We start from the raw sequence: 26,434 nt of genomic DNA, 5'->3' as shown, positions 1-26,434 counted from the left end.
GAAGGCTATGTACGCTAAATCATTGTTGTTCACTACAGCACTTCTACCCGCAGTGGCAATGGCGGGACATGCAGAGGAAGGCTGGCCAGAGCCCGTTAAAGAATATTACACCGGGCAGGTATTATTTGACCGGCTGGAATTAACGCGAACAGACGAGGAAGAGAACGTTGCCGTTTGGGACATGATGGCTTGGTACGGTGGTGATTATCATCGGTTTGTCTTCAAAAGTGAGGGGGAAAATATTCAAGATGACGGAGAGCCCACTGACTTGGAAAGTGCTGAGTTGTTATACGGCTACCTGATGTCTCCGTTTTGGTCGTTTCAGGCCGGTGTCGGTACGCGAGGCTCCTTATCGTCCGATGCCTCTATGGAAAATTATGCCGTTGTTAGCTTCATGGGGCTGGCTCCGTATTGGTTTGAAATGGACAACTCGTTGATGGTGAACGAAGAAGGCGATGTCCAGTTTGTCAGCGAAACTGAATATGAGTGGCAGTTAACGCAAACATCGTACTTACAGCCTCGCATTGAGTTTACAGCCAACCTGACAGATTCAGACAAATATGAACGGCAAAGTGGCTTGAGCAACTTGCGTGTGGGGTTGCGTTATCGTCACGAAATCAGTCGTGAGTTTGCACCCTACATTGGTGTTTATTGGAACGGCGCGTTAGGCAACACGGCAGATGAAATGAAACGAATGGGTGAGGACACCACAGAAACAGGCGTGGTCCTTGGGGCCAGGGTTTGGTTTTAATTGATAATAAACAAAGAGGAAACAACATGAAAAACATACTTAAGTTAGCCTTCGGTACCACGTTATTTTTTAGTGCATGGGCCAGCGCTCACGTCGGCCTAACATCCAGTAGCCCGGAGGACGGTGCGACTTTGTCCGAGTCACCAACGGAAATTACGATGAATTTTTCCGGTGATGTTCGTCTGGCTAAAATTATGCTGCACTCAGATGACGGTAAAATGCATCCGCTGGACTTTTCGATGAGCATGACTCCCAAAGCAGCGTACGAAATTGCTGTTAAAAACAATTTGGCGTCAGGTGGTTATACGGTTTATTGGACGGCAATGGGTGGGGACAGTCATAAAATATCGGGTGATTTTAGCTTTGAGGTGAAATGATGACCCTTTGGAGTGTGGCCAGCGTTTTAACGTTGGCCTTTATATTCTGGCTTAACGCGGTGATGACCGCCTCGCCTTATATCGTTTATTTGTCCGGTTTAAAAAAGCAGTCTGAACGAAAGAATAGCCTTGTTGCGTTGCTTCTATTACTGGCAAGCCTTCTGTATTTTTTTCTGAAAGTCGGTAGTTTTGCTGCTGAAGGCTTTGCCGGCATGATTGACACGACCTACATGCAGTTTATATGGACCGGCCCTGTTGGGTTGTTCATCCAACTTCAGGTAACCGTTGCTGTTGTCTGGATTTTTTACTCTGTTGTTAAGGTAACAAGCATACAGTGGATGCTATATGTTGCGGCGGTTGGACTCATGGGATGGAGTTTTTTAAGTATCGGCCACGGTAGTGATGCCGTCTGGTGGAGCAAGTTAGCGCTTTTAATACACCTGCTAATTGCTTGGGTTTGGTTCGGCAGTCTTAACTCATTACGTAAGCTAGCAACCTCTGTATCGCCTGATAAGTCGAAAGCGATTATGGAGCGTTTTGGAATGCACATGTCTGCAGCGGTTCCGATACTCCTGATTGCGGGGGTGGTTATGTATCGAAGTGCAACCGGACAGTGGATACCAGAGCTGCCATTAACATCATACGACACGGTATTACTGACGAAGCTTGTGTTTGTGGCGTTGATTCTTCTTGTTGCCGCACGGCATAAATTAAAGCTGGTACCCCAGTTGAATAATGAGTCGGCTGCGAAGCGACTGAAGCAATCGATAACGGTAGAAATGGTATTGGCTGTCACTATTTTTATCCTGGCCTCTGCGCTAAGCAGCGCGTTTTCCCCCGGTTAATGTAAGGAATAAGAAGAATGAAATTACTTGTGAGTGTTTTTATGGTTTCGGTAATGTTTATTTCAGCGCCCAGTAGCGCCGAAAAACTATCTGAGCCGACCGCTGTGCTTGATGCATTTTGAACTGCTTTAACTGAAGGTGACACGGAGGTCGTTAAAGACGTGCTTTCCGATGATGTGCTTATCTTTGAAGGTGGTGGTGTTGAACGATCCTTGGCCGAGTACAGTGCTCATCACCTTAAGTCAGATATTAAGTTTAGCCAGGCGGTTCCTTCACAGTTGCTTGAAAGGACAGTACAAGAAGCCGATGGCCTTGCTGTGATCACTTCTCGGTATAGCGTTTCCGGGGAGTATAACGGGCGTGAGGTTGATTTAACGATGAATGAAACCGTAACCTTATCAAATACGACTGAGTCTGGCTGGAAAATTATCCGGATCCATTGGTCCAACTGAGTTCAATCACAGGAGCTGATTATGGCAGAACACGATCATGAACACGGACATCAGGATTATCAGAAAAGCAGCCTGAGTCTTTGGGGGGCGGTGTCGCTGGGGACTGGTGTGATGATTGGCGCTGGTATTTTTGCACTGACCGGACAAGTTGCTCAGCTGGCAAGAGAGTGGTTTGTCCTGGCGTTTGTGTGCGGCGGTATCATTGCCGGCTTTAGCGCTTACTCTTACGTTAAGTTGGCGAAAGCCTATCCGTCAGCGGGCGGTATTGCGATGTTCCTCAGTAAAGCTTATGGAAAAGGAAGTGTGACGGCGATATTCGCACTCTTGATGTACTTTTCTATGGTCATTAATGAAAGTTTAGTCGCTCGGACATTTGCGTCTTATACCAGCCAGTTAATTTCTTTTGAAGCGCAGTGGCTTATTCCGTTGTTGGCAGTGGGTTTGCTGGTCTTTGCGTTTTTTATCAATATTTTGAGTAATCAGTTTATTCAAACGTTCTCGTTTTTTATGGCCTTTGTTAAGACTTTAGGGTTGGTCATTTTAGCGGCTGGTGGTTTGTGGGCCTCAGGCATTCAGTTTGAATCGATATCGGCTATTCCAGAAGAAGCTACGGGTGGCGGTATTTTAGCGGGGATTGCTTTAAGCATACTTGCGTACAAAGGGTTTACAACAATAACCAATAGTGGCGGTGAAATTGTTGAGCCTAAGAGAAATGTCGGGCGTGCCATTATTATTTCGCTGATTATCTGCGCGTTAATATACGTTCTGGTCACTCTGGCGGTTGGCTCAAGCCTGTCCATAGATGAGATTGTGAAAGCGAAAGACTATGCGCTTGCTGAGGCAGCGAGACCCGTCTACGGTGAAACTGGACTCTGGATTACGGTTGGGTTTGCGATTGTCGCCACAGTGTCCGGTGTGATTGCCAGCGCGTTCGCCGTTTCAAGAATGTTAGCTATGTTGACCAATATGAAGCTTGTGCCACACAGTCATTTCGGTATGCCAGGTTCCATTCAGAAGCACACGCTGGTTTACACCATTGTTATGGCTATGATCTTAGCGGCATTCTTCGATTTGAGTCGAATTGCGTCACTGGGCGCTATTTTTTATATCGTGATGGACATTGCGATCCACTGGGGCGTATTACGGCATCTAAGGCAAAAGGTGAATGCCAATATTTACATACTTGTCAGCGCAATCACGCTAGACGTCATCGTTTTAGTCGCTTTTATATGGGTGAAATGGACGAGCGATCCGCTGGTGATTTGGGCGTCTCTTATCGGTATGGCATTGATTGCCGCTGGTGAGATTTTGTTTTTACGTAAAAAGCGTTAAGAAAAAGAGCGCTATGCGCTCTTTTTCTAGTTCATTGTAAAAAACATCCAGACAGCCATAGCGACCATCATGAGGTTTTCAGTGAGCGAAATGAAGCCTAACGGCACATTACTGGAGCCACCGACACAGGCACATTTTAGCTCGCGTTTGTCGACATAAACGGCTTTAAACACCGATATAGAGCCTACGATGCCGATGAATAATGCGACGGGTATGGATATGACATGGGCGAATTCGGCTGCCATTAACAGACCCGCCAAGCCTTCGGCATAGGGATAAATACGGCCATAAGGCACCCATTTTTTGGCGAGAAGATCGTAATTGAGAAACATGGTAGAGAATTTCTCTACGTCCTGGAGTTTGAGCAAGGCCAGAACCACCATAGAGAAACTGATGAACCACTCGATGGTTTGTACGGTAAATACGCGACCAAAAGACAACCACGACGTGGCTACAGAGAGGAGTGCCGTCATAATAAATAATGCAATAACGGGCCGGTAACTGGTTGCGTCAGGGTCAGGAAGAGGCTTTCCAAGAAAGGCTCGAACCTCCTCGTACCCACCGATACGTTTATCACCAATAAACACTTGTGGAGTGGTATCGACGTCGTGCTTTTTCTTGAATTTGTCGGTTTCTTCTCGGCTTTCCAACAGGTTGTCGTCCACATCGTAACCGTTGGCTTTAAGTAAGTGCCTGGTTTTTAAACCAAAAGGGCATTGGTGGTCAGGTGTCGACATTCTGTAAAGCGTGGCTTTTTGAGTTGATTGACTCATAGTGACGTCTCCTTACTTAAAAATGGTACATCTATATACGCATTATAGTCGCTGGAGGATTAGCATCTCTAATTGTGAGATTAAAAATTCATAAAAATTGAAAATATATTTTAAATTTTGAAAAACTGGACAACTTTTTTTGATGGCTTTTTAACCGTTTATAAGAGCTGATTTTAAAAGAGTTAGGATATTTAAGGGGGGTAAAAGTTGAATATACAAGCTCTACAAGCGCTGCTATTAAAGAGCTTTGTATACAACTTTAGTTTTTTTGGGTATACGGATTTAATGGTTGATGGGGCACCTTCACCCCATCAATCTGATACCACCCTCAGATGGTTGATAGATCGACTCCGTAGTTGAGTTCCTCTGCGAAGTCCGGCAGTCCGTAACCGATGGTTTTCTTGTAGAAAGGAGAGACCTTCGCAGTCGGTGCCTTCTTCTTGTGCTTCGTGGTGTAGAGCATTCGTGCCCGCATCACCTCGAAGGAGTAACCGCGCCCTTCACGGTTCTTGTCCTTGGCCAGTCGGTTGATGGACTCCGTGTAAGCGTTGGTGACGGGCATGTCCGTCTCGAAGTAGGTCATGGTCTCTTCGCGCCAGTTTCCCACTGCCCTGACCAGATCGCTCCAGACTTCCTTTTGGCCCTTCGGGATGGTGGCTATCCACTCGTCCAGGGCGGCTTCTGCCTGGAGCCGTGTGGTGGCGTCCCAGATGCCGTAGAAGCGCTCCTTGTGCTCGTAGGCGGCCAGCAGTTGCGGGAACGCGCCTGTCCAGGTCTCCATGATGAGGCGCTCCCGGTCTGAGACTTCGTGAGCGCGTTTCAGCAGGATTTTCCGGTCTCCCTTGAGAGTCCGGCTCTGGGACGGTTTCAGCTCCTTTCTGAGGCCCTTGCGCACTCTCTCTAGGGCATCGTTGGCCATGCGCACCACATGGAACTTATCGACCACGATACGGGCCTGGGGCAGCACAGCCTTGACCGCTGCCCGGTAGGGGTTCCACATGTCCATGCTGACGATCTCGACCTTCTGCCGGTCTTTCAGCTTCATCAGGTAGTTGGTCACCACGTCCTGGCGGCGGGTGGCCAGCAGGTCGAGCAGGGTTCGCTCCTCAATGTTGGTCAGAATGAAGCGGTAGCGCTTGTTCAGGTATAGCTCGTCAATGCCCAGGATGCGGGGCGTCTCGAAGCGGTGCCAGCGCCCCAGGAACTCGGCGCGGGCGTTGAAGATGTCGCGCACCGTCTTCTCGTCCAGGCCGGTCTGTGCCGCCACAAAGGTGTAGGGGTGGTTGAAGGATTCCTTCTCCACGTACTCATGCAGCCGCAGTGTCATACGGAATCCGTCCACCATCTCCGGTAGCTGGGGCCTGAATGTTGTCTTGCAGGCCCGGCAGGTGTATCGGCGGCGGACCACCCAGAGAGTGACCCGCTTGCCGTGGATGGGCAGATCACGATAGGGAACGTCACGCTTGCCGAACCGTACGAACTCACCCTGCACGCCGCATTCCTCGCAGGCGATGGGATCGGGAACGTCCACCTGGAAGTGCATTTCGTCGTCGGTTGATTTGCAGCCCAGTACTTGGTATTGCGGCAGGTGAAGGATGTTGTCGGGAAGTTCGGTCATGGTGTTGTATAGGCGTAGGTGTCAGTCAGATCCATCCGGCTCGGCATTGGTGTTTGCTTTTTTACCCAACAAGCTGCTGGAAACGAAAAGTAAGGCACCGAGGACAATTGCAATATCAGCCAGGTTGAAGGCCGGCCAATGCCAGTCTCGCCAATAGAAATCAAAGGAATCGACAACATAGCCGCGAAAGACCCGGTCAATCAGGTTGCCCATGGCGCCACCGAGGATAAGACTGTAAGCGATGGCTTCTCCTTTATGACGATTTTCAAGGATCAGCTTGATCAGAAAAATCGAGACCACTACCGCGATTCCGATAAAAAAGTAGCGCTGCCAGCCTCCACCATTCGCAAAAAGACTGAATGCGGCACCGGTGTTCCATAGGTGCACCCAGTTAAAGAACGGGGTCACCGAAACAGACTCGCCATAGGCCATTGATTGCTGCACCAGCCACTTTACAGCCTGATCAGACGCTGCCAGCAGGCCCGATATGGACAATAGGGCATACGGCGAGAGCTTTTTGCCAATAATGAGCATTATTTAACCCTTCAACGCCAAAATGCGTCTGGCACCGTTAAGTACAATGCTCCCCGCGATGGTGCCGATAATCAGATCCGGATAATTGGAACCGGTCCACGCGACCAGGGCGCCGGCGGTGATGACCCCCAGGTTGATCACCACGTCGTTGGCCGAGAATATCCAGCTTGCCTTCATGTGCGCCCCGCCTTCCCGATGTTTGGATATGAGCAGCAGACAACTGGTATTGGCAATCAATGCGACGAATGCGATAGCCATCATCACCAGCGATTCAGGCGCACTACCGAATACAAAGCGTCTCACCACCTCTACGAGCACGCCCACAGCCAAGATCAGTTGCAGTACACCAGCAAGATGCGCGGCACGTACCTGCATTTTCACGCTATGCCCAACCGCATAAAGGGCAAGCCCGTACACCGCCGCATCGGCAAAATTGTCCAGGGATTCTCCAATCAGGCCGGTGGACCGGGCGATCAGACCGGCAGTCATTTCCACCACGAACAGAAGTGCATTGATGCCGAGCAACCAGCGCAGGGTTCCGGATTCTTGCTTAGCAGAAGCTGCCGAAAACTCGGCGGCCTTGATGGTCTCCGGATTTGCAGCAACGCTTTCCTGAAGCGCGGCGCCTAGCCCCAAGGTCTTCAGTTTCGAGGTGACGGGCTCGACCTCGCCGTCATGCACGACCTTCAGCCGGCGGTTCGACAAGTCGAAGGACAGCGCCCGAATCTCCTCAAAGCCGTTCAGGGCTAGGCGAATCATTCGTTCTTCTGATGGACAGTCCATCTTCGGCACGGCATAAACACTGACCCATCTCCCTGGCGCCTCGGAGGAGGCCTGTATATCGGTATCCGCTGCGGACGTTGCATCACCGCCACAGGCGCCACCAAAGGATTTGCTCATGATACGACTCCACTTGAACAATGTTGTGGTACCATTTTAAACTATAAAGCTACTATAAGGTCAATAGAGTAAAGAATCCGTTGGGGAGGAGGCTGATGCGCATTGGTCAGTTGGCGCAGTTGGTAGGGGTCGAAACACAGACGATCCGCTTCTATGAACAGCAGGGCTTGTTGCCGCCGCCTGATCGGCAGGACAACGGTTACCGTGTCTATACCGAGAGACACGTTGAGGGGCTGGCCTTCATCCGTCGCTGCAGAATCCTGGGCCTGTCACTGGCTGAGATTCACGAACTACAGAGCTATCAGGACGACCCTCATCAGCCTTGTACCGCCGTCAACGCCTTGCTCGATGATCACATCTCTCATGTGCGGTCGCAGATAACCGCTCTGCAAGCGCTTGAGAAACAACTCGTTTCACTGAGAGCGAGTTGCAACGATGACCGGGAAGTTGAGGCGTGTGGGGTTCTTGCTGGAATTAGCGAAGGAAACATGCACCAGCAGTAGGTGAAGCATCAACCAGATAATCCGATGAGATGCCGGTCTGTCTCACTCTCATGCAAAGGTAAGATCAACCATTTAATCCGCTTACCCCAAATTATGAAGTAAAGTTACATAATGAGGGGGTTAGTGATATAGCTTTAACACTCGATTCAAAGCGTCAACTGACTCCATCCATTATGGAGCTTACCTTTGTGAGTTCAGAGCCCGTTAATTATGAAGCCGGGCAGTTTATGCAGTTTCGTATTCCACACTTAAACGAAATATTGTCACGACATTACTCTGTTGCTACGCGGCCTCACCCGACTCGATTTGTGTTTAACATAAGGCAGCTGCCATCGCCAAGCGAAGGGGTACCGCCGGGGGTGGGATCAAATTACTTATGTAATTTAGAAGCTGGCGCTCGTGTCGATGCCGTTGGGCCATTTGGAGACTTCCAACTGGCAAAGCAAAACTCTCATACACAAGTCTTCATCGGGGGCGGCGCGGGTATTGCACCGTTGAGAGCGTTAATACAAAGTGAATTAGCAGCAGGCTCTCCTCGTCGCTGTATCTTTTTTTACGGCGCACGATATGAAAAAGAGCTCTGTTATAGGGATGAGTTCGAAAGAGATGAGCGGTTAAATTATATACCGGTACTTTCAGAGGTTGCTAAATCAGATGAGTGGGCCGGGCACACTGGCTTTGTGCACGAAACCGCAATGAAATGGTTGGCAGATGAAAACAAAAACACATTGGACGTTTACGTGTGTGGTCCTCCACCAATGCTGAAAGCAACGTTAAAGTCTCTTGCTGACTTTGGCGTTCCGCGAGAACAAGTAAGGTTCGATGACTTTGGTATTTAGAGCTTGAAAGCGCCTGAGTTAGCAATAAATCTGGGTGGTGATGTAGAAGTCGTATCACCATCTGGGTTGACTACCTCGTTATGGGTACTTCCTTTAATTGATTGATCTTTATCAGCCAAAAGAGATACAATGCAAGCATGTTTTTATAGTGAAGCTTCGCATGTATCGTTTAATCATTGTCCTACTGCTATTAGTAGTAACAACAATGTCATTTTCACAAACTATCAGTACGGAAAAGGCATGTATGCACGATTCTACTGAGCAAGTTTGCGATCTTGCGGGTTGCGAAGTGTCACATTCTCTTACCGATAACTGTTGCTCTGATTCAATGATGCGACATTGTTACAGCCCGTCGATTACTGTCGTTTATTCTGAGCAATCCACCGTTCCGCCTATTGAGAAGCTGGTTTTTAACGCTTCCTCATTCTTAGATACGAATATTAAAGAAAAGCACTCTCTCTCGCTATTTCGGCCCCCAATCTACTCTTAAAAAGTACTAAATTTCTCGCTCCTGGCGCGTTTATCGTCCAGGTAAAAGCACAGCTATAAGCTTTGGTTCGGTCATTGTCGTTACGACGTCGTTCGTCGTCCTCGTTACGGTCCGACTCATAACTTGGTCTGTGTTTAATTTAAAAATTCACAGTTTTTGAGAGTAACAATATGAAACTTTTAAGAAGAATGGCTTATTTAAGTGTTCTGACTGTAGTGGTGCCAAATGTCGTTAATGCACAAGAGCCGCTTTTGAATTTGCAAGAAGCAGTGAGTATCGCTGTACAAGAAGATCCTTGGTTAACGGCAAGTAAGCAAACCCAAGAAGCATTCGCGAGTGAAGCAATAGCCTCTTCCAGTTTGCCTGACCCTCAAATATCGCTCACGGCTGCCAGTTTCCCGGTTGACAGTTTTAGTTCAAGACAGGAAGGAATGACCCAGTTAGTCGTCGGTGTTTCACAAGCATTTCCCAGAGGAGACACTTTATCGTTGTCTCGTAAGCAGAAAAACCAATTAGCTCAAAAACAACCGTTTTTGAGAGCGGATCGTATTGCAAAGGTCAAAACAACGGTCACGAAGTTGTGGTTAGATGTTTTTTTCTCTCAGCAAAGTATTCGCTTGATTGAATCGGATAGAGCGCTTTTTGAACAGTTAGTGTCGACGGCTAAGGCGAGTTATACCAGTACCGAGGGAAAAGCACGGCAGCAAGATGTTATTAGAGCCCAACTTGAGCTTACACGCCTGGATGATAGGTTGACGTCACTGCGACAAAAAGAGGAGCAACTTCAAAGCGAATTGTCGGAATGGATAGGTGTTATAGCGAAATCAACGTTACCGGATGACCTTCCGAGTCTTACGCTGAAGAAGACATTGCTATCACCTTCGACAATACCGAATCAAGCCTTGTACGAATTGATAAAAGAACACCCGGTTTTGCAAGCGACCGATCAAGACATTTTGGCGTCGGAGACGTCTGTCGAGCTCGCTCAGCAAGGTTATAAACCGCAATGGTCAGCCAATCTGAAATATGGCCATAGAAACGACGATCCAAGCGGCAATGACCGTGCCGACTTGCTGTCAGTCGGGGTTACGTTCGATGTCCCTTTATTTACTGATAACAAACAGGATAAGCAGGTACGCTCAGCAAAGTTTAAAACGGAAGCAAAAAAAACTGAGAAGTTATTGGTTGCCAGACAGTTAATAGCCAATTTACGCAGTACGTTTTTACAACTGAACCGTTTGAATGAACGTGCTGCCCTATATCACGAAGAGCTACTTCCACAAATGTCCGCCCAGTCTGAAGCCGCATTGACTGCCTACAACAATGATGATGGCGACTTTGCCGAGGCGGTACGGTCACAGATTGCGGAAGTCAACGCAAAAATTGATGCATTAGCAATCGCCATCAACCGCCAAAAATTGATTGCCGAAGCAAACTACTTATTACTTTCAGGAGTGTAAAATGAAAACAGTCCCCAAATCTCTTATAAGTTTAGCTGTAGGCTTTGCAGTTGGCGCTGGCGCTATTGGCTATGTAATGCAATCGACTGAAGTGTCTGATCGTTCATCGGGCAATGCAGAAAAAGAGCCGTTATATTGGGTGGCTCCGATGGACCCCAATTATCGTCGAGACAAACCAGGAAAGTCTCCAATGGGGATGGACCTTATTCCTTACTATGGTGATGATGCAGAAGAGAGTTCACCTGGTACGGTGAGAATTGATCCCGACGTTATTAATAACCTTGGGGTTACAACTGCAACGGTCACCGTTTCGAGACTCAACCTGGATATCGAAACGGTCGGTTATGTTCAGTTTGATGAGAACCGAGTGCTGACAGTAAGTCCCCGTGTTGAAGGCTGGATTGAGAAGCTTTTCGTAAAAGCGGCTGGTAACTCGGTTAAAGCCGGCGAGCCTTTATACAGTATTTACTCTCCTGAAATGGTTAATGCGCAAGAGGAGCTTGTATTGGCCTCGCAAAGAGGTAATCAGGTGCTAATTGATGCCGCTGAAGAACGCTTAAGAGCTCTGCAAGTCTCTGAATCTGAGATTAAGAAGTTAAAAGAAACTCGTAAAATTCAGAAAACAATCACGGTAAAAGCAAAGCAGTCCGGGGTATTGGATAGACTGACTGTGCGTGAAGGTGCGTTTGTAACGCCGAGTATGAATTTAATGACCATTGCTCAACTGGATAAAATTTGGGTTATTGCAGAAGTCTTTGAGCGGCAATTGAACCAGGTTGAGGTAGGCAATGACGTTCAAATGAACCTTGAGTATGCTCCAGGTAAAGAGTGGCAAGGAAAGGTTGATTATGTCTATCCGTCACTTAACCCTAAAACTCGGACGGGACAAGTTCGAATTCACTTCGACAACCCAGATGGTTCTTTAAAACCGGGCATGTTTGCGAATCTTAACATTAAGGCTGGTTTAGGCGACAAAAACTTAATCATCCCTAAAGAAGCGCTTATCCGAATGGGTGGTTCGAACCGAGTTGTACTGGCACTGGGTGATGGGAAATTTAAAACAGTTAATGTTGACGTTGGGCGGTTAGGGAGCTCGCGAGTTGAAATTTTATCGGGTCTTATGGCAGGTGATGACATCGTTACTTCAGCTCAGTTTTTGATTGATTCTGAGTCCAGTAAATCCTCTGACTTTAAGCGCATGCAACATGACACTGATGCTGATAACGAGAGCCATGGCAGTATGTCAAGTGACGCAGCAGCTCAAGCTGTCTGGGTTGAAGCAACCGTTAAAAATGTTATGCCTCAGCACTCGATGGTTACGCTGGAGCACGGTGAGATTTCTGAATGGGACTGGCCTGCAATGACGATGGACTTCGATGTTGCTTCGGATGTTGAACTTTCTCAGCTTAGCACGGGGTTATCCTTGCATGCGGAAATAACGCAAGTCGGGAAGCAACAGTACCAGCTCACATCGATTCATATTCCTGAGCAAAAACAAGTGACAGAGCAGGAGCATAACCATGATTAAGTCAGTCATTCGATGGTCAGTGAGTAACCGTTTTTTCGTTCTTCTGGCGACATTAATCCTCGTGGGTGTTGGTGCTTTTGCGGTTAAGAATACGCCCGTAGACGCACTGCCGGACTTGTCGGATGTCCAGGTGATCATTAAAACCAGCTATCCGGGTCAAGCGCCGCAGGTGGTAGAAGATCAAGTAACCTATCCATTAACAACCGCTATGCTGTCTGTCCCCGGCGCTAAAACCGTCCGTGGATATTCGTTTTTCGGCGACTCCTATGTGTATGTCATTTTTGACGAAGATACAGACGCTTACTGGGCGCGTTCGCGAGTACTGGAATATTTGTCTCAGGTTGCTCCGACACTGCCTTCTAATGCAAGACCGCAATTAGGCCCTGATGCAACAGGGGTTGGTTGGGTGTATTTGTATGCCTTGGTTGATCGTACGGGTAACCACAATTTGAGTGAGTTACGCAGTATGCAGGATTGGTTTTTAAAGTATGAACTGCAAACGGTCGAGGGGGTTTCGGAAGTTGCCGCCCTCGGCGGGATGGTAAAGCAGTACCAGGTGAAAGTGGATCCGGAGAAGCTGCGCGCATTCGATATTCCTCTTGCTCACATACAAAATGCTATCCAGCGAGGTAATCAGGAAGTGGGGGCGTCGGTGGTTGAAATGGCGGAAGCTGAGTATATGGTCCGGGCCTCAGGCTATATTGATGGTGTGTCAGACTTAGAGAGTATCCCGCTTGGCGTTGATGAAAATGGCACGCCATTATTGCTTAAAGACGTTGCTGATGTGGGTGTGGGCCCCCAAATGAGACGCGGTATCGCCGAACTCAACGGTGAGGGAGAAGCCGTGGGTGGTATTGTGGTAATGCGTTTCGGAGAAAATGCCCAAAAAACGATTGATGGCGTTAAACAAAAGTTGGAAGAATTAAAGTCTGGGCTACCAGAAGGTGTCGATATAGTCACTGTCTATGATCGTTCGGGGCTTATCTCGGATGCCGTGGAAAGTCTCTGGAAAAGTTTAATAGAAGAACTCGCTATTGTCGCGTTTATCTGTGTGATATTTCTCTTCCATGTCCGCTCCTCGCTGGTTGCCGTTATCAGCTTGCCTTTGGGTATTTTAACCGCGTTTATTGTCATGTATTGGCAAGGAATTAACGCGAATATTATGTCACTTGGAGGAATCGCAATCGCTATTGGCGCTATGCTCGATGGTGCCATCGTCATGATTGAAAATATGCATAAGCATATGGAAAAAACGCCACTGACAGCAGAGAACCGCTGGCGGGTGGTTGCCGCCTCTGCTTCAGAGGTGGGCCCTGCTCTTTTCTTTAGCTTGCTCATTATTACCGTCAGCTTTATGCCGGTATTTACCTTAGAAGCCCAGGAAGGGCGGATGTTTTCTCCGCTTGCTTTCACGAAAACTTACGCAATGGCAGCCAGTGCAGCCTTAGCGATTACCGTTATCCCCGTGTTGATGGGATATTTTATCAGAGGAAAGGTAACACCTGAGGGGAAAAACCCGCTTAATCGGTTATTGATCGCCGGGTATAAACCGCTTTTAAAAGGCATTTTGAAATACCCCAAGACAGCAGTTGTCGGAGCGCTTGTTATCTTGGCCGTTGGTGTCTGGCCGATTGACAAAATTGGTAGTGAATTTATTCCAGATTTGGATGAGGGCGATTTGATGTATATGCCCACTACCTATCCCGGATTATCAATTGGTAAAGCAAGGGAGCTGTTGCAGCAAACCGACAAGCTCATAAAAACGGTACCGGAAGTGAAGACGGTTTTTGGCAAAATTGGTCGAGCGGATACCGCCACTGATCCGGCACCCCTAACGATGATTGAAACCTTTATTCAACTGAAACCGAAAGATCAGTGGAGAGACGGTATGACCACTGAGAAGTTGAAAAAAGAACTGGATGCGCTTGTAAAGTTTCCGGGGCTGACCAATGCGTGGGTTTACCCCATTAAAACTCGCATTGATATGCTATCGACAGGTATCAAAACGCCGGTAGGTATAAAAGTTGCCGGAGCCGATCTTAATGAAATTCAGACGATAGGGCAGCAGCTTGAAGCAATACTTGATGATGTCGATGGTACGGCTTCTGTTTATTCAGAGCGAGTGGCAGGTGGACGCTATGTCAAAGTTGACATAGAAAGAGAGCAGGCTGCACGTTATGGCTTGAACATTGAGGATGTGCAGCAGGTCGTTGCCACGGCTATTGGTGGAATGAATGTTTCAGAGACCATTGAAGGGCTTGAACGTTACCCAATAAACTTGCGCTACCCTCAAGATTACCGTGATTCGCCGGAAGAATTAAAGAAGCTACCTTTAGTTACGCCAAACGGGCAGCGTATTAGTTTGGCGGATGTGGCTGATGTCTACGTTGAACTTGGACCGCCGGCAATTAAAAGCGAAAACGCAAGACTTAATGGCTGGACTTTTGTCGACATTGAGGGAGTTGATGTCGGCACTTATGTTGAAAAAGCAATGAAGGTTGTAGAACAAGAACTCGAGTTGCCAGCAGGGTATTCAGTTACCTGGTCCGGGCAGTACGAATATATGGAAAGGGCAAAGGAAAAACTGACTTACGTGATTCCGTTAACGCTCGCGATTATTATCGTTCTTTTATATATGAACTTTCGAAACGCTACAGAAATAGCCATTATATTGGGAACTTTGCCTCTCGCATTGGTGGGGGCAATCTGGCTAATGTATCTTTTAGATTATAATTTCTCAGTTGCTGTAGCGGTTGGTTTTATAGCTCTAGCAGGTGTCACTGTAGAAATAGGAATACTAATGCTGACTTACCTAAACCAGTCCTATAATGAATATGAAAAAAGTCAGTTAGAGCATGGTAAAGCATTAACGAAAGACGGTCTCTCTCTTGCCGTAATGGAAGGGGCTGGACTTCGTGTTCGCCCCGTCATGATGACGGCCGTTTCTACAATTGCTGGTTTATTGCCTATAATGTTCAGTACAGGGACTGGGGCTGAGGTGGTTAGTAGAATAGCCGCCCCGATGGTTGGAGGAATGATCAGCGCTGTTATCTTAACCTTGCTCGTATTACCTGCTGTTTACTATTTGTGGCGAAAGAAAGACGTTAAGGCTTGATGATACCTTACTCTGTAAATATCACCTGCGCACCTTTGATCTCGATCAATGATGTGCAGGTGGTAGTATGCTAATTTATAGCATGGCAATAGGAGCGCACATATGTTTCAAGCAAAATTTTTAGTTGTGCTTATGTTAGGAATAGTGATACAGCTATCCGTCCCAGCCGCTCCTGCTTATAACAATGCTTCCAATGTACAGCACGAAAAAAGTGTTAGCCATATGGATGTTAGCAACGAAAGCAAAGATAACTTTCATTGCGATGAAAGTGAGCAATCTATCATTGACGACTGTTATTGCTGCGTAGCTGATAAATGCTCTATGGATGAAGAGTGTAACTCTGCGAACTCACCTCTAGTATTTATTCAATTCGACACCTCGATAAACTCTCCTAGCAACTTGCCACATCCCTTGTCTTATAAAGCTGATGTGAAGCAAATACTCTTCGATATTTACTACCCTCCGAAATAGCACTACTAAATTACAACTCTAGATTTTCTCGAAATTTAAGTAACTAGACTAAACACAGTCCATAAGCTATATGTTTTAGGGCTTTTAGGGGGGTATATGAACCTATCTAAAATTACCGCTATTTTTGATCAACTTCGACAAGACTCAGTGGAAGAGGCTCTCATCGGCCGTGGCGTTAGCGGCTTTACGCTGTTTCCTGTGCGAGGACGGGGTTACTACTTCGATAGCTATAACGATGATCACTTAGTTGATCACGTACAGCTTGAAGTTTATGTGAACAGTGATGATGCGCGTGATGTTGCCCTCTTGGTAGTTGAAGCGGCCCATACTGGGGTATCTAACGAGGGATTAGTTTCTATCTCGCCAATCGATGAATTGTTCTGGGTTCACGATAAACGAGCAGCCACTAATAAAGAGCTTTCGTTACAAAGTTAACACCGAGCAAATGTTGCCTGAAACGTATTGGTAGTTTTAATTAACAGGACAGTATTGATGTCAAATAACGATCATAGAGCAGGAGTGCGGGGAATTAACTTAGTAAACCGCACTTTAAAGCTAAACGCAGAGAGTGTGAAAGAAGTTCGCAAAGCTATCAAAGAAATTGACTTGTTGGTTGGTCTCGATAGCGTTGCCTATGACTCTGAGCATAACTTGTTATTGGTAGCTTATGATGCCTCTAAAGTGGATCTCAATGTTATAGAGGAAAAGCTCAGGAAGTTTGGTGTTGAAATAAATAGTGGGTGGTGGACTCATCTGAAAGAAGAGTACTACAAGTTTATTGACCAAAATATTAAAGATAATTCGGAACATACACCGTGGAGTTGTCACAGAAGTCCGCCAGTTAACAAAAGCAAACGAAAGTAACGATTAATTATAGGTAAGGAGTAAAAAATGCAAATAGAAACAATCAAAGATGTGCTGAGTTGGACCGTTGATTTCCACAAAAACCTGAAGGAGTGTGTTACTCACTGCTCTAAACAAAACCAAGATGAACGAGCTCGGATGATTCTAAGCTACGTGTCGGGTCATGAAGCTAGCTTAGAGCGAATGGTTGAAGGTTTTTTGAATACAGCCAACCTAAATGCATTAGACACTTGGTGTTATGACTATATTGGGAAACATCCCATCGTTGAGCATGGGCACTGCGATTCGCCTTTTAAAGAGTTAGATACCGATCACATTATGGAGAAGGTTGTAAACCATCATGAGCAAGTCATAGAACTGTATGAACACCTATATTCCCGTGTTGATATAGATAGCGCAAAAGAGCTGCTAGAAACGGTAAAGAACGTTGAAGAAAATGAAATTAAACGAATGGTGCAAACTGCGAATCGATTTTCGGATATGTAGTGAGTGACGGTTTTATCGTTGGTACTTTGCGGGAAATAGCTGTTGCTTGGCTCGTTTCCCGTCAATAAGGAGCACTGGTATGGGTGTAAAAACTGAGGACGTTCGTAGTCGTTCCATTGAGGAACTCATTATCGAGGGAGCCGGTTGCGCGAGTTGTGTTGGCAAAATCGAAAATGCATTAAAGTCTGTATCCGGCGTGGAAAATGCAGAGATGAACTTTGCCCAGCGAACGGTCAGTGTGACTGGAACAGCAAATCCGAGCGCTTTAGTGAAAGCAGTAGAGAGGGCGGGGTATAGCGCTAAAGTAGCCACGTCCGAAAGTGACGGTGATGCGTTGGCAGAAAAAGAGCAAGCCGACTGGGCTTACTACAAGCGGCTGATGCGGGAGATGACCGTTGCGCTGTCGTTAGGTGTACCTCTCATGATTTATAGCCTTTTTGTTGGTGAAATGACGGTGACCACTGCCACAGAGCGTGTGACATGGTTAGTCGTAGGTATTCTAACGTTAGGTGTACTTTACTTTTCGGGCAAACACTTCTTCGTCGGTGCCTGGCAATCTTTGAAAAATCATTCCGCTAATATGGATACGCTGATCGCACTTGGTACTGGTACCGCCTGGTTGTATTCCATGGTGGTTGTATTGGTTCCGCACCTGGTTCCGGAAATGGCGCGTCACGTATACTTTGAAGCGACCGCAATGATTATCGGTTTGATCAATTTGGGGCTGGCACTTGAACTGAAAGCTCGTGGGCGCACGTCCGAAGCCATAAAACGTCTCATTGGTTTGCAGGCGAAAACCGCAAGGGTGATTCGTGACGATAAACAATTGGATATCGCTATCGAAGACGTACTCGAGGAGGACGTAGTACGTGTTCGTCCCGGAGAAAAAATCCCTGTTGATGGAAAAGTTATAGAGGGAAGTACCACCGTTGATGAATCTATGCTAACGGGTGAACCCATGCCCGTGGAAAAATCAGTTGGTGATGACGTTGTGGCGGGCACGATAAATAAAAGTGGTTCCTTTTTGTTTCAAGCGACAAGAGTCGGAAAAGATACAGCACTTGCTCAAATTATTAACATGGTGAAACGGGCGCAAAACTCTAAGCCCCCAATCGGTCGTCTTGCCGATATTATTTCAGCTTACTTTGTGCCAGTCGTTATGATTATCGCTGTTATCAGTGCTCTAGCTTGGCTTAACTTTGGGCCTGAGCCGGCACTGGCCTTTGCTGTGGTATCAGCGACCACTGTCTTGATTATTGCTTGCCCTTGCGCATTAGGCCTGGCGACGCCTATGTCGGTAATGGTGGGTGTAGGAAAAGCCGCAGAGGCAGGTGTGCTGATTCGCAATGGCGAAGCATTGCAAACAGCGTCGAAAGTATCGGCTATGATCCTGGATAAAACGGGCACCATTACACTTGGTTCTCCTAAAGTCACCGACGTATTAGTAGCGAGTGAGTACGATGAGCAAACCGTACTGCAACTTGCAGCGACACTTGAGTCTGGCTCTGAACATCCGCTAGCACAGGCGATAGTTGAGTCAGCCAGGGAAAGAGGGATTAAGACAAGTAAGGTCTCGAACTTCAACGCCATCGCTGGTCATGGCGTGGAGGCAGAAGTTGACGGGAAGTCCCTCCTTTTCGGTAATGAAAAGCTGTTGCGTGAACGTCAAGTTGAGCTCGGTAACTTTGTTGAAAAAGCCCAAGGCTTAGCTGCTGAAGCTAAGACGCCTATGTACTTTGCCGTTGATAATGAGTTAGCTGCAATTATTGCAGTTGCCGACCCGATAAAAGACGACTCCGTAGCCGCCATTAAACGTTTGCAAGATAACGGTGTGCGAGTAGTGATGCTTACTGGTGATAATCGCGCGACAGCAGAAGCAGTTGCTGAAAAAGTAGGAATTAAAGAATTTTTCGCTGAAGTTCTGCCGGAAGAAAAATCAAAAAAGGTTCAGGAGCTGCAGATGGAGGGCGAAATCGTTGGCATGACGGGAGATGGTATTAATGATGCGCCAGCACTAGCTATTGCCAATGTAGGCTTCGCGATTGGCACGGGAACGGACGTCGCTATTGAAAGTGCTGATATTACATTGATGCGCGGGTCGTTGCACGGGCTTGCCGATGCGGTCGCGGTGAGCAAGGCCACACTGAGCAACATTAAACAAAACTTATTTGGTGCTTTTATTTACAACGTAGCAGGTATTCCTTTTGCCGCAGGCGTTCTGTATCCATTTTTTGGAATGCTGTTGAGTCCGGTTATTGCAGGTGCAGCAATGGCTTTTTCTTCTCTTACGGTAGTGAGTAACGCTAACCGGTTACGTTTTTTCAAAGCCAAGAAACATTAACGCACCTTCTAACACTGACGCATTCAGGAGAATAAACATGTTATTCATTAATATTGCTGGTATCACTTTGATCGCGCTGATCGTCTGGTGGTTTTGGCTTTACAAGCCCCAGCAGCTGAAGCTGGGAGAAGGTGATTTGGTGATTGCCGTCGAAAACGGTATTTACTCGCCTTCGAGAATAAAAATACCTGAAGGTAAACCGGTTGAACTTAAGTTCCTGCGGAAGGATCAATCGCCTTGTTCTGAAACTTTGCTCATTCCCAAGCTAGAAATAAGTGAAACGTTGCCTTCTAACAAATTAAAGCAAATTCAAATACCAGCGCTGGAACCCGGAGAGTACGACTTTCATTGCCAGATGCAAATGTATCGGGGAAAGCTAGTTGTCGGTTAAATGGCTTAAGGAAGAAAATCGCGACAGGCTAGGTAAATGGCGCACCCGACAGGAGTCGAACCTGTGACCTCTGCCTCCGGAGGGCAGTCGTGGGTTCGGTGGTAAATCGTTAAAGTTAGGCGTGGCAAGGGCTTAAGCGGTGCTGTGACTTTTTGTTTGGCGTCGAAATCGATACTTTAAAGACCAATTAATGACAAATTTGGTCACAGAATACCGACGTGGAAATTTCAATTTTTGACCTTTGCCTCGCGACAAAAGATTCTGAACATCCGAAAAATCCTGAGTTTTTAGGTGGAAAAAATTCCACTTTTTAACCGGACTTTAGGTGTGTAGATTAGCCTATAATTTAATAATGCCAACAAACGAGATCGCTTTATTCCAAATATCGGAACTAACGCCGTTCGTTCAAAAAGCGATTAATTAGGTCTTGATGTTCGGCTAAACGCTCAATAATGTCAGCAAAGCTATCAGGGGCACTGAAGAACATTCCACCGCTTACGGACTGGTCGTAATCTTTTTTGATATCTTCGAGCAGCCGCCCCGTTGGAATTAACACCAACTCACCAGAAAGAATGGCTTCAAAGGAAACGCCTCGAGTAGCCCACCTTGCCGACTTCATCGCTACCACGTCCTGCAGTGCTTCCATGTTTTGGTACGAACCTTCATAGAGATTTTGCAGAATACAGTCTACATCGTACCAATGTCTGGACAACCGCACCGTATCAAGCGGGTTTTCTTGCGTGCAGAATTGATGAAGTGCGGTTAGCTTTTCCCAAATAATGTAATCCGGGTGGTAAGCCTCTACTGTAGCTATCGGTAACGTATGGGACCCTGCAACCGCATCTATTTCTGAGAGGTAAGTCGTTACCGGTTTAGAAACCGTCGGCCGGCCCCGATTACGGCCGCCAAATTCGAGCAGTATATGCTCTAACTGATAAGAATCATCTTGGAATGCCACATGTGGGAAGTGAACGTCGATTTTCTCACCACCAGAGTCTTCTTCAATTTCAGCGCTGAGTCCCTCAATGCCATAATCTGAAAGTCTGCTATTCAATCTTTGAACAAACTCGTTGGTCCAGCCTTCTAAACGCTCTCTCTGCTCACGTCTAAATTTACGTTGCTGACTCGGATTCCGTGTTGTCTGCGTCCAAGCAGCAGCTTCATCATCTGATTCTGCTAAGTCAGCCCAATGAATCGATAAATCAATATCCTCAGAGAATCGCTCAATGGTGCTATAGCACTTGCTCAGGGCTGTTCCACCTTTGAAGGCCACATCATGGCTATCTAATAAATCCTCTTCGTATAGCAACCGCAAAATTTCGGTTACCCAAATATCTTTCTCTAAAAAATTAGCGGCCAAACCTCTTGCGGAGTTCTGTGCTGCATAGTCGAGGATTAATTTTAGTTCCGCTCGTTTCGCTTCAGTTCTATAGTAATCAAATATGTCCATCACACTGTCGCACTCTCAACTTGCGCTAGCTTTTGGCGCCATTGCGAATTCAGCGTAGAATGCTTGAGGTTGCTGAGAACACGCTCCTTCTCACTTCCCGTCAACGATAACCGCTTAAATACCTTGCGGAATTGCTCGGGCTTGAAGTGTTCTGGCTCCATCACCGAAAGGCCTCGAAGAATCATACCTTCAGGTTGGTTCAGCCACTTAAGCTTACTCGATGCGACGTGCTTCACTTCAACAGTTGAATTCCCCACTTTAAATTCACGCGATGGGCCGTTCGTCCAATAAATGGTTCGGGCAGGAGCCTGAGTTTGCAGTCCAATGCGATATGCCGCTTCAAAGCCATTCGAAACAAGTTTGTACCCGTAATTTCTCGCCCAAGCTTTTGCGACCTCTTCTGGGCTGGGCATTACCTTCGCCCCCGGTAAGTTTTCTATTGACTTAGGACGAACGTAAAAGCCTTTTGACACACGCACAATCTCGCCTGACTTCGCCAATCGGCTAAAAGCCTTCTGGACAGCACTTTCCGTGCCTAGCTCATAAAATCCCTCTATGGAAAAAGGAACACCTTTTCTCATGCGAGCAATCCGAGACTCAATTTGTGCGGTGATAGACATTGAGATAATCCTGACTATGAAATGCTGTGTTGATTAAATATACACCTTTAATTGCCCAATGTACATGGTCATTGATGTCAGGATTGTTTGATCCACCTAACCAATTATTTGGGTAAGGGTAAGACGGTGGCTGTAAATACTTCTAAAGACTCGAGATGCGTACTTTTACCTATGTCGAGTCTATCGACGCAACAGGATTGTTTGTCGATTATTTCGTGTTTTATCGACATGAAAGGCCGTTGGATGAAGTAAAAATATTTGGGTCATATTCTGCATTTTTTCGCTATTATTCAACTTTCCCCCTAAAATTGCTTCGATTCTTAGGGGGATTACAGCGATCCCGAACTGGGAAAAGTTGAAACTCGGTTTATTTAGATAAAATATCAACTAAAGTTATGGTAAGGCCTGATTTTTCCCGACTCTTTTAAGGTCACAAGACACTCTACGAGTGGGCTGTATTATTTGATGGGATAGTTACACTGGAACGTTAATACTTGATGTCTTGAGAGGGAAAATGTAATCCTCAACTTAATTAGAAACTATCAAAGATAATCCACCTTACTGTGAATGAGTGTCCTGAAACGAATGGACTCTTCACACAAATTCACGATTTAAATTAGAAAGTGTGGGACGACATGGCAAAATATGAAGTAAAGCAAACAGCGATCAGTCAAATTCTTGCTGACGTTCGTAGCGATAAAATAGCAATTCCGGAACTACAACGACCATTTGTTTGGAAAACATCTCAGGTCAGGGACTTAATTGACTCACTTTACAACGGTTATCCGGTTGGTTATCTGATAACGTGGCAATCTGTTGGCGCCAAATTAAAGGGGGGAGCTGTCGCAGCACATCAACAAATACTAATCGATGGCCAACAACGAGTAACAGCGTTGAGGGCCGCAATTGCGGGACAAACGGTGATTGGTAACCGTTATGAAAAAAAGCGGATCGCTATTTCGTTTAATCCTGTAACGGAAGAGTTTGCGACGAGAACGCCAGCGATTACCAATAGCTCCCAATGGATTCACGATATTAGTGAGTTTTTTTCCGGTTCCAGTCAGCTGAGCTTTCTGAGAAATTATTTCGCTAAAAATCCAGATGTTGATCAAGACCAAGTTGAACAAGCCTCGGCGAGACTCGCCGCTGTTGAGCATGCGCAAGTAGGTGTCATTTCATTGGCAGACGATTTGGATGTAGAAACGGTTGCAGAGATCTTCGTTCGGATCAATGCCAAAGGTGTTCCGCTATCAAGTGCTGATTTTGTAATGAGTAAGATTGCCACGTACGGCAATGAAGGGCGCAATCTTCGGAAGCTAATTGATTATTTCTGTCACCTGACGGTCTCTGGGCACGCATTTGATGATATTAAAGAGAACGATGAAGAGTTCGCAAAATCGGAGCATATTAGGAAAATTCAGTGGTTAAGTAATCAAACGGACGAGTTATTTCAACCTGACTATACCGATGTCATTCGTATTGCCGGTCTAGTTGGATTTAGTCGTGGTAAAGCCGGAGCAATTGTTAGTGAGCTATCCGGGCTTGACCCACAAACGAGAAAAATTGATGAAAATCTTATTCCAGCCGCGTATTCTCGTTTTGCGGAAGCATTAGATCTACTTGTGAGTAAGACGCATCTCGAGCGATTTGTAATGATGATCAAGTCTGCTGGGTATATCGATGCCAGCATGATTGGGTCAAAGAATGCATTGAATTTCGCATATGCACTTTACCTGCGCCTTCGGTTGGACGATCAGCTGAATGAGGGAGAGAGAGCAAGAATTGTAAAACGCTGGTTCGTTATGACATTACTGACCGGAAGAGCCGTGGGAAGCTTTGAATCCACGTGGGAAACTGACTTACGTCGTATTAAGGACCACGGTGCGGAACAATACTTACGCACTCTTGAAGCCTCAGTTCTAAGTGATAGTTTTTGGGATGTAACTTTAGTTCAGGAGCTCGAGTCACCAAGCAAGCGTAGTCCTGCATTCCAAACATATTTAGCAGCAAGAGTTGCAAAAGGAGGGCGGGGATTCCTTTCAAAGTCGATTAATATCGCACAGATGATCGAGGGGCATGGCGATATGCACCACATAATTCCCAAGAATCACCTTATTCGTCATGGATTCCCGAAACAGGGAGATTACAACCAGATTGCAAACTTTGCGTTGACAGAAACAGCAATCAACATCGCGATTAAAGACCTACCACCGAAAGAATACATGTTAATGGTTCTTGAACAGATTGAATCCGGAAATTTAAGACTTGGCGAAATTTGTGATCGAGAAGATTTACAGAGAAATTTAGCCGAAAATGCTATTCCTGAGCTCATATTCAATACTACCGCAGAAAATTACAAAGAGTTCCTAGCGGGACGCCGTTTTTTAATGGCAACAATGATCAAAGAGTATTATGACAGCCTTTGATCTTAAAGATGAGAAAACTTATACATGATTGTCTTCAATCTATTTAAAACTCAATGGCGGCAAGGTGTCTAGCAAATCAGTGTCGATTCAGCTAGGTTATCTCACCCAGCGCAGCAAGATAATTGGCTAACATCTTTAGTAAACGTTTGAGCGCATAATTTTAAGCCTTCTACCATCGTAAGGTATGGGAAGAGCTCATCAGCCAACTCATTGACTGTCATTCCTGCTCTTATCGCCATTACAGCAGCTTGAATCAACTCACCGGCTTCTCCTGCGACGACTTGAACACCGAGCAGTCGGCCGCTGCCACTCTCTGCGACAATTTTTATAAACCCTTGGGTATTGAAGTTAACCAATGCCCGTGGGACATTTTCAAGGCTCAACGTGCGGCTTTCGGTGACGTAACCACCAGTTTTAGCATCAGCTTCTGATAAACCCACCGTGGCGACTTGTGGATCAGTAAAGATAACCTCGGGCATTGCACTGAGATCAAGATGCGCATCACCGCCCGTCATGTTAATAGCGGCTCGGCTGCCGCCTGCGGCGGCGACATAGACAAACTGCGGCTGATTCGTACAGTCGCCTGCCGCATATACTCTTGAGTTAGAGGTTTGCATGCGCTCGTTAATCGTTATTGTACCGCGTTCAGTTTGTACACCGATGGTTTTTAAATCGAGGTTTTCCGTATTGGGCGTACGGCCTGTGGCCACGAGCAGTTGTTCTGCTTTTAATGTTCCGGCATTGGTTTTGAGAATGAAGTGTTGTCCGTCGTAACGCACTTCGCTGGCTTCTGTATGCTCAAGCACATTGATGCCTTCGCGATCAAAAACAGTCGCTATTGCTTCACCAATGGCAGGCTCGTCTTTGGATAACACCCGACTGCGAGCCAAAACAGTAACTTCACTACCGAGACGCGCGAAGGCCTGTGCTAATTCAAGAGCAACGACCGAGGCTCCAATAATAGCGAGGCGTTTAGGAATGTTACTTAGCTCTAATGCGCTTGTCGAAGTAAGGTAAGGGGTTTCAGCTAAGCCGGGGATGGGGGGTTGTGCGGGTCGGGCCCCGGTGCCGATAAAAGCACGGTCAAAGTAAACCGTTTGCTCACCGCCATCGCGAAGTGATACGGAAAGAGTTTCATCGTTTATAAAGCGGGCTTCGCCGTTAATAACGGTAATGGCGGAATTCTCTCTAAGAATACTCTGGTATTTGGATTCACGGAGTTCTTCTACCCGAGCCTGTTGTTGCTCGAGGAGAGCTGATCGATTTACCTTAAGAGTATGAGTACTTAAGCCTTTATCAAAAGGGCTTTCTCGCCGCAGTTGGGCGATATGAGCCGCTCGGATCATGATTTTAGACGGGACACAGCCAATATTGACACAAGTTCCGCCAATAGTACCTCTCTCAATGAGCGTCACTCGGGCACCTCTCTCGGTCGCTTTGAGTGCCGCAGCCATCGCACTGCCGCCGCTACCAATGACAGCAATGTGTAAATTGTTATTACTCATAACGGTTACTCCTTGGTCTTTCAGTTTTACAGCAGCTATAAGGCATTGTGATGTTTCATGACTGATTTTTTGGTGCCGTTGCTTTCAGTGTTGATGGGTATCCTGCATTTGTCGTTGCTTCAGTGAGCTGCTTAACTGACGTTTTTTCGTCGTCGAATGTCACGGTTGCATCCCGCTCTTCAAAACGGACATCGACGGCGCTCACACCTGCAACTTGGCCAAGTGCAGCTTTGACAGTAATTGGGCAGGTGACGCATGTCATACCGGGTACTGATAGCGTAACCGTTTTCTCAACCGCCAATGCGGGCATGCTAAACAGTAAAAATAAAATGGTTGTTATCATTGTTTTTTTCATCGTGTATT

At 46.6% G+C, this 26,434-nt stretch carries 24 protein-coding genes and 1 pseudogene; 17 read left to right on the top strand and 8 right to left on the bottom strand.

What is annotated here, in order from left to right; all coding sequences use genetic code 11:
- Nucleotides 1-7: 7 nt before the first annotated feature.
- The 5 genes and pseudogenes from CWI70_RS07920 to CWI70_RS07900 all read left to right on the top strand — a co-directional run bounded on the left by CWI70_RS07920 (nt 8) and on the right by CWI70_RS07900 (nt 3,757).
- Nucleotides 8-751, top strand: a complete 744-nt coding sequence (locus CWI70_RS07920) for a copper resistance protein B (RefSeq protein ID WP_126772057.1) — start codon at nt 8-10, stop codon at nt 749-751.
- A gap of 26 nt (nt 752-777) precedes the next feature.
- Entirely contained in the window at nt 778-1,128 is a 351-nt protein-coding gene (locus tag CWI70_RS07915; protein WP_011234483.1) for a copper resistance CopC family protein, read from the top strand.
- On the top strand, nt 1,128-1,973 hold the full coding sequence (locus CWI70_RS07910; RefSeq protein WP_126772055.1) for a copper resistance D family protein: 846 nt from the start codon (nt 1,128-1,130) through the stop codon (nt 1,971-1,973). The genes CWI70_RS07915 and CWI70_RS07910 overlap by 1 nt, the downstream gene beginning before the upstream one ends.
- A 134-nt stretch (nt 1,974-2,107) precedes the next feature.
- A pseudogene (locus tag CWI70_RS07905) lies at nt 2,108-2,425 on the top strand (YybH family protein); the annotation flags it as partial.
- A gap of 21 nt (nt 2,426-2,446) precedes the next feature.
- Nucleotides 2,447-3,757, top strand: a complete 1,311-nt coding sequence (locus tag CWI70_RS07900; protein ID WP_126772053.1) for an APC family permease — start codon at nt 2,447-2,449, stop codon at nt 3,755-3,757.
- A 26-nt stretch (nt 3,758-3,783) separates the two neighbouring features.
- Here the strand turns inward: CWI70_RS07900 and CWI70_RS07895 are convergent, their stop codons facing one another.
- The 4 genes from CWI70_RS07895 to CWI70_RS07875 all read right to left on the bottom strand — a co-directional run bounded on the left by CWI70_RS07895 (nt 3,784) and on the right by CWI70_RS07875 (nt 7,582).
- A complete protein-coding gene (locus CWI70_RS07895) occupies nt 3,784-4,530 on the bottom strand; it encodes a MauE/DoxX family redox-associated membrane protein (protein WP_034732797.1) in 747 nt (248 codons plus the stop codon).
- Nucleotides 4,531-4,858: 328 nt separating this feature from the next.
- The gene (locus CWI70_RS07885) at nt 4,859-6,148 is read right to left on the bottom strand and encodes an ISL3-like element ISPpu12 family transposase (protein WP_126772047.1); all 1,290 of its coding nucleotides are present in this window, start codon (nt 6,146-6,148) and stop codon (nt 4,859-4,861) included.
- 21 nt (nt 6,149-6,169) lie between these two features.
- Nucleotides 6,170-6,682: a signal peptidase II gene (gene lspA, locus CWI70_RS07880; RefSeq protein WP_126772045.1), complete on the bottom strand. Its 513-nt coding sequence runs from the start codon at nt 6,680-6,682 to the stop codon at nt 6,170-6,172.
- Nucleotides 6,683-6,685: 3 nt separating this feature from the next.
- Nucleotides 6,686-7,582, bottom strand: coding sequence for a cation efflux transmembrane domain-containing protein (locus tag CWI70_RS07875; protein WP_126772043.1), 897 nt, complete (start codon nt 7,580-7,582; stop codon nt 6,686-6,688).
- Nucleotides 7,583-7,677: 95 nt separating this feature from the next.
- Here CWI70_RS07875 and cadR point away from each other — a divergent pair, with 95 nt between their 5' ends.
- The 11 genes from cadR to CWI70_RS07815 all read left to right on the top strand — a co-directional run bounded on the left by cadR (nt 7,678) and on the right by CWI70_RS07815 (nt 20,070).
- Nucleotides 7,678-8,085: a Cd(II)/Pb(II)-responsive transcriptional regulator gene (gene cadR / locus CWI70_RS07870; protein WP_126772041.1), complete on the top strand. Its 408-nt coding sequence runs from the start codon at nt 7,678-7,680 to the stop codon at nt 8,083-8,085.
- Between the two features lie 128 nt (nt 8,086-8,213).
- On the top strand, nt 8,214-8,924 hold the full coding sequence (locus tag CWI70_RS07865) for an FAD-binding oxidoreductase (protein WP_224798370.1): 711 nt from the start codon (nt 8,214-8,216) through the stop codon (nt 8,922-8,924).
- A 660-nt stretch (nt 8,925-9,584) separates the two neighbouring features.
- The gene (locus CWI70_RS07855; RefSeq protein ID WP_241967840.1) at nt 9,585-10,874 is read left to right on the top strand and encodes a TolC family protein; all 1,290 of its coding nucleotides are present in this window, start codon (nt 9,585-9,587) and stop codon (nt 10,872-10,874) included.
- Between the two features lies 1 nt (nt 10,875).
- Nucleotides 10,876-12,402, top strand: coding sequence for an efflux RND transporter periplasmic adaptor subunit (locus CWI70_RS07850; protein WP_126772038.1), 1,527 nt, complete (start codon nt 10,876-10,878; stop codon nt 12,400-12,402).
- Nucleotides 12,395-15,517: an efflux RND transporter permease subunit gene (locus tag CWI70_RS07845; protein ID WP_126772036.1), complete on the top strand. Its 3,123-nt coding sequence runs from the start codon at nt 12,395-12,397 to the stop codon at nt 15,515-15,517. The genes CWI70_RS07850 and CWI70_RS07845 overlap by 8 nt, the downstream gene beginning before the upstream one ends.
- Before the next feature lie 102 nt (nt 15,518-15,619).
- Nucleotides 15,620-15,988 (top strand): hypothetical protein, encoded by a 369-nt coding sequence (locus CWI70_RS07840; protein ID WP_126772034.1) that lies wholly within the window; start codon nt 15,620-15,622, stop codon nt 15,986-15,988.
- Nucleotides 15,989-16,084: 96 nt separating this feature from the next.
- On the top strand, nt 16,085-16,423 hold the full coding sequence (locus tag CWI70_RS07835; RefSeq protein WP_006956222.1) for a P-II family nitrogen regulator: 339 nt from the start codon (nt 16,085-16,087) through the stop codon (nt 16,421-16,423).
- Between the two features lie 57 nt (nt 16,424-16,480).
- Nucleotides 16,481-16,852: a cation transporter gene (locus CWI70_RS07830; protein ID WP_126772032.1), complete on the top strand. Its 372-nt coding sequence runs from the start codon at nt 16,481-16,483 to the stop codon at nt 16,850-16,852.
- A 27-nt stretch (nt 16,853-16,879) separates the two neighbouring features.
- Nucleotides 16,880-17,338: a hypothetical protein gene (locus CWI70_RS07825; protein ID WP_006956218.1), complete on the top strand. Its 459-nt coding sequence runs from the start codon at nt 16,880-16,882 to the stop codon at nt 17,336-17,338.
- A gap of 79 nt (nt 17,339-17,417) precedes the next feature.
- On the top strand, nt 17,418-19,679 hold the full coding sequence (locus tag CWI70_RS07820) for a heavy metal translocating P-type ATPase (RefSeq protein ID WP_126772030.1): 2,262 nt from the start codon (nt 17,418-17,420) through the stop codon (nt 19,677-19,679).
- A 37-nt stretch (nt 19,680-19,716) separates the two neighbouring features.
- The gene (locus CWI70_RS07815; RefSeq protein WP_034732779.1) at nt 19,717-20,070 is read left to right on the top strand and encodes a cupredoxin domain-containing protein; all 354 of its coding nucleotides are present in this window, start codon (nt 19,717-19,719) and stop codon (nt 20,068-20,070) included.
- A gap of 391 nt (nt 20,071-20,461) precedes the next feature.
- Here the strand turns inward: CWI70_RS07815 and CWI70_RS07810 are convergent, their stop codons facing one another.
- Both CWI70_RS07810 and CWI70_RS07805 read right to left on the bottom strand, forming a co-directional pair.
- Nucleotides 20,462-21,520: a nucleotidyl transferase AbiEii/AbiGii toxin family protein gene (locus tag CWI70_RS07810; RefSeq protein WP_241967839.1), complete on the bottom strand. Its 1,059-nt coding sequence runs from the start codon at nt 21,518-21,520 to the stop codon at nt 20,462-20,464.
- Nucleotides 21,520-22,140, bottom strand: a complete 621-nt coding sequence (locus CWI70_RS07805; protein WP_126772026.1) for a DUF6088 family protein — start codon at nt 22,138-22,140, stop codon at nt 21,520-21,522. The genes CWI70_RS07810 and CWI70_RS07805 overlap by 1 nt, the downstream gene beginning before the upstream one ends.
- A 635-nt stretch (nt 22,141-22,775) precedes the next feature.
- On the opposite strand from CWI70_RS07805, the gene CWI70_RS07800 reads away from it, so the two are divergent.
- Complete coding sequence (locus CWI70_RS07800) at nt 22,776-24,566, top strand: GmrSD restriction endonuclease domain-containing protein (RefSeq protein ID WP_034734392.1); 1,791 nt, start codon at nt 22,776-22,778, stop codon at nt 24,564-24,566.
- Between the two features lie 101 nt (nt 24,567-24,667).
- On the opposite strand, the gene merA is transcribed toward CWI70_RS07800, so the two are convergent.
- Both merA and merP read right to left on the bottom strand, forming a co-directional pair.
- The gene (gene merA, locus CWI70_RS07795) at nt 24,668-26,071 is read right to left on the bottom strand and encodes a mercury(II) reductase (RefSeq protein ID WP_126772024.1); all 1,404 of its coding nucleotides are present in this window, start codon (nt 26,069-26,071) and stop codon (nt 24,668-24,670) included.
- A 55-nt stretch (nt 26,072-26,126) separates the two neighbouring features.
- A complete protein-coding gene (gene merP / locus CWI70_RS07790) occupies nt 26,127-26,426 on the bottom strand; it encodes a mercury resistance system periplasmic binding protein MerP (protein WP_034818174.1) in 300 nt (99 codons plus the stop codon).
- Nucleotides 26,427-26,434: the final 8 nt, after the last annotated feature.

This window comes from Pseudidiomarina homiensis, from assembly GCF_003987225.1.
GTDB lineage: Bacteria > Pseudomonadota > Gammaproteobacteria > Enterobacterales > Alteromonadaceae > Pseudidiomarina > Pseudidiomarina homiensis.
This window is presented reverse-complemented; position numbering and strand designations above follow the sequence as displayed.

Excerpts from the sequence above, each read along its gene's own strand:
- CWI70_RS07810 (WP_241967839.1), bottom strand. The coding sequence starts at position 21,520 with ATGGACATATTTGATTACTATAGAACTGAAGCGAAACGAGCGGAACTA.
- CWI70_RS07845 (WP_126772036.1), top strand. The coding sequence starts at position 12,395 with ATGATTAAGTCAGTCATTCGATGGTCAGTGAGTAACCGTTTTTTCGTT.
- CWI70_RS07825 (WP_006956218.1), top strand. The coding sequence starts at position 16,880 with ATGCAAATAGAAACAATCAAAGATGTGCTGAGTTGGACCGTTGATTTC.
- merA (WP_126772024.1), bottom strand. The coding sequence starts at position 26,071 with ATGAGTAATAACAATTTACACATTGCTGTCATTGGTAGCGGCGGCAGT.
- CWI70_RS07875 (WP_126772043.1), bottom strand. The coding sequence starts at position 7,582 with ATGAGCAAATCCTTTGGTGGCGCCTGTGGCGGTGATGCAACGTCCGCA.
- CWI70_RS07910 (WP_126772055.1), top strand. The coding sequence starts at position 1,128 with ATGACCCTTTGGAGTGTGGCCAGCGTTTTAACGTTGGCCTTTATATTC.
- CWI70_RS07830 (WP_126772032.1), top strand. The coding sequence starts at position 16,481 with ATGTCAAATAACGATCATAGAGCAGGAGTGCGGGGAATTAACTTAGTA.
- lspA (WP_126772045.1), bottom strand. The coding sequence starts at position 6,682 with ATGCTCATTATTGGCAAAAAGCTCTCGCCGTATGCCCTATTGTCCATA.
- CWI70_RS07915 (WP_011234483.1), top strand. The coding sequence starts at position 778 with ATGAAAAACATACTTAAGTTAGCCTTCGGTACCACGTTATTTTTTAGT.
- cadR (WP_126772041.1), top strand. The coding sequence starts at position 7,678 with ATGCGCATTGGTCAGTTGGCGCAGTTGGTAGGGGTCGAAACACAGACG.
- CWI70_RS07820 (WP_126772030.1), top strand. The coding sequence starts at position 17,418 with ATGGGTGTAAAAACTGAGGACGTTCGTAGTCGTTCCATTGAGGAACTC.
- CWI70_RS07850 (WP_126772038.1), top strand. The coding sequence starts at position 10,876 with ATGAAAACAGTCCCCAAATCTCTTATAAGTTTAGCTGTAGGCTTTGCA.
- CWI70_RS07885 (WP_126772047.1), bottom strand. The coding sequence starts at position 6,148 with ATGACCGAACTTCCCGACAACATCCTTCACCTGCCGCAATACCAAGTA.
- CWI70_RS07920 (WP_126772057.1), top strand. The coding sequence starts at position 8 with ATGTACGCTAAATCATTGTTGTTCACTACAGCACTTCTACCCGCAGTG.
- CWI70_RS07800 (WP_034734392.1), top strand. The coding sequence starts at position 22,776 with ATGGCAAAATATGAAGTAAAGCAAACAGCGATCAGTCAAATTCTTGCT.
- CWI70_RS07855 (WP_241967840.1), top strand. The coding sequence starts at position 9,585 with ATGAAACTTTTAAGAAGAATGGCTTATTTAAGTGTTCTGACTGTAGTG.
- CWI70_RS07900 (WP_126772053.1), top strand. The coding sequence starts at position 2,447 with ATGGCAGAACACGATCATGAACACGGACATCAGGATTATCAGAAAAGC.
- CWI70_RS07805 (WP_126772026.1), bottom strand. The coding sequence starts at position 22,140 with ATGTCTATCACCGCACAAATTGAGTCTCGGATTGCTCGCATGAGAAAA.
- CWI70_RS07815 (WP_034732779.1), top strand. The coding sequence starts at position 19,717 with ATGTTATTCATTAATATTGCTGGTATCACTTTGATCGCGCTGATCGTC.
- CWI70_RS07895 (WP_034732797.1), bottom strand. The coding sequence starts at position 4,530 with ATGAGTCAATCAACTCAAAAAGCCACGCTTTACAGAATGTCGACACCT.
- CWI70_RS07840 (WP_126772034.1), top strand. The coding sequence starts at position 15,620 with ATGTTTCAAGCAAAATTTTTAGTTGTGCTTATGTTAGGAATAGTGATA.
- merP (WP_034818174.1), bottom strand. The coding sequence starts at position 26,426 with ATGAAAAAAACAATGATAACAACCATTTTATTTTTACTGTTTAGCATG.
- CWI70_RS07835 (WP_006956222.1), top strand. The coding sequence starts at position 16,085 with ATGAACCTATCTAAAATTACCGCTATTTTTGATCAACTTCGACAAGAC.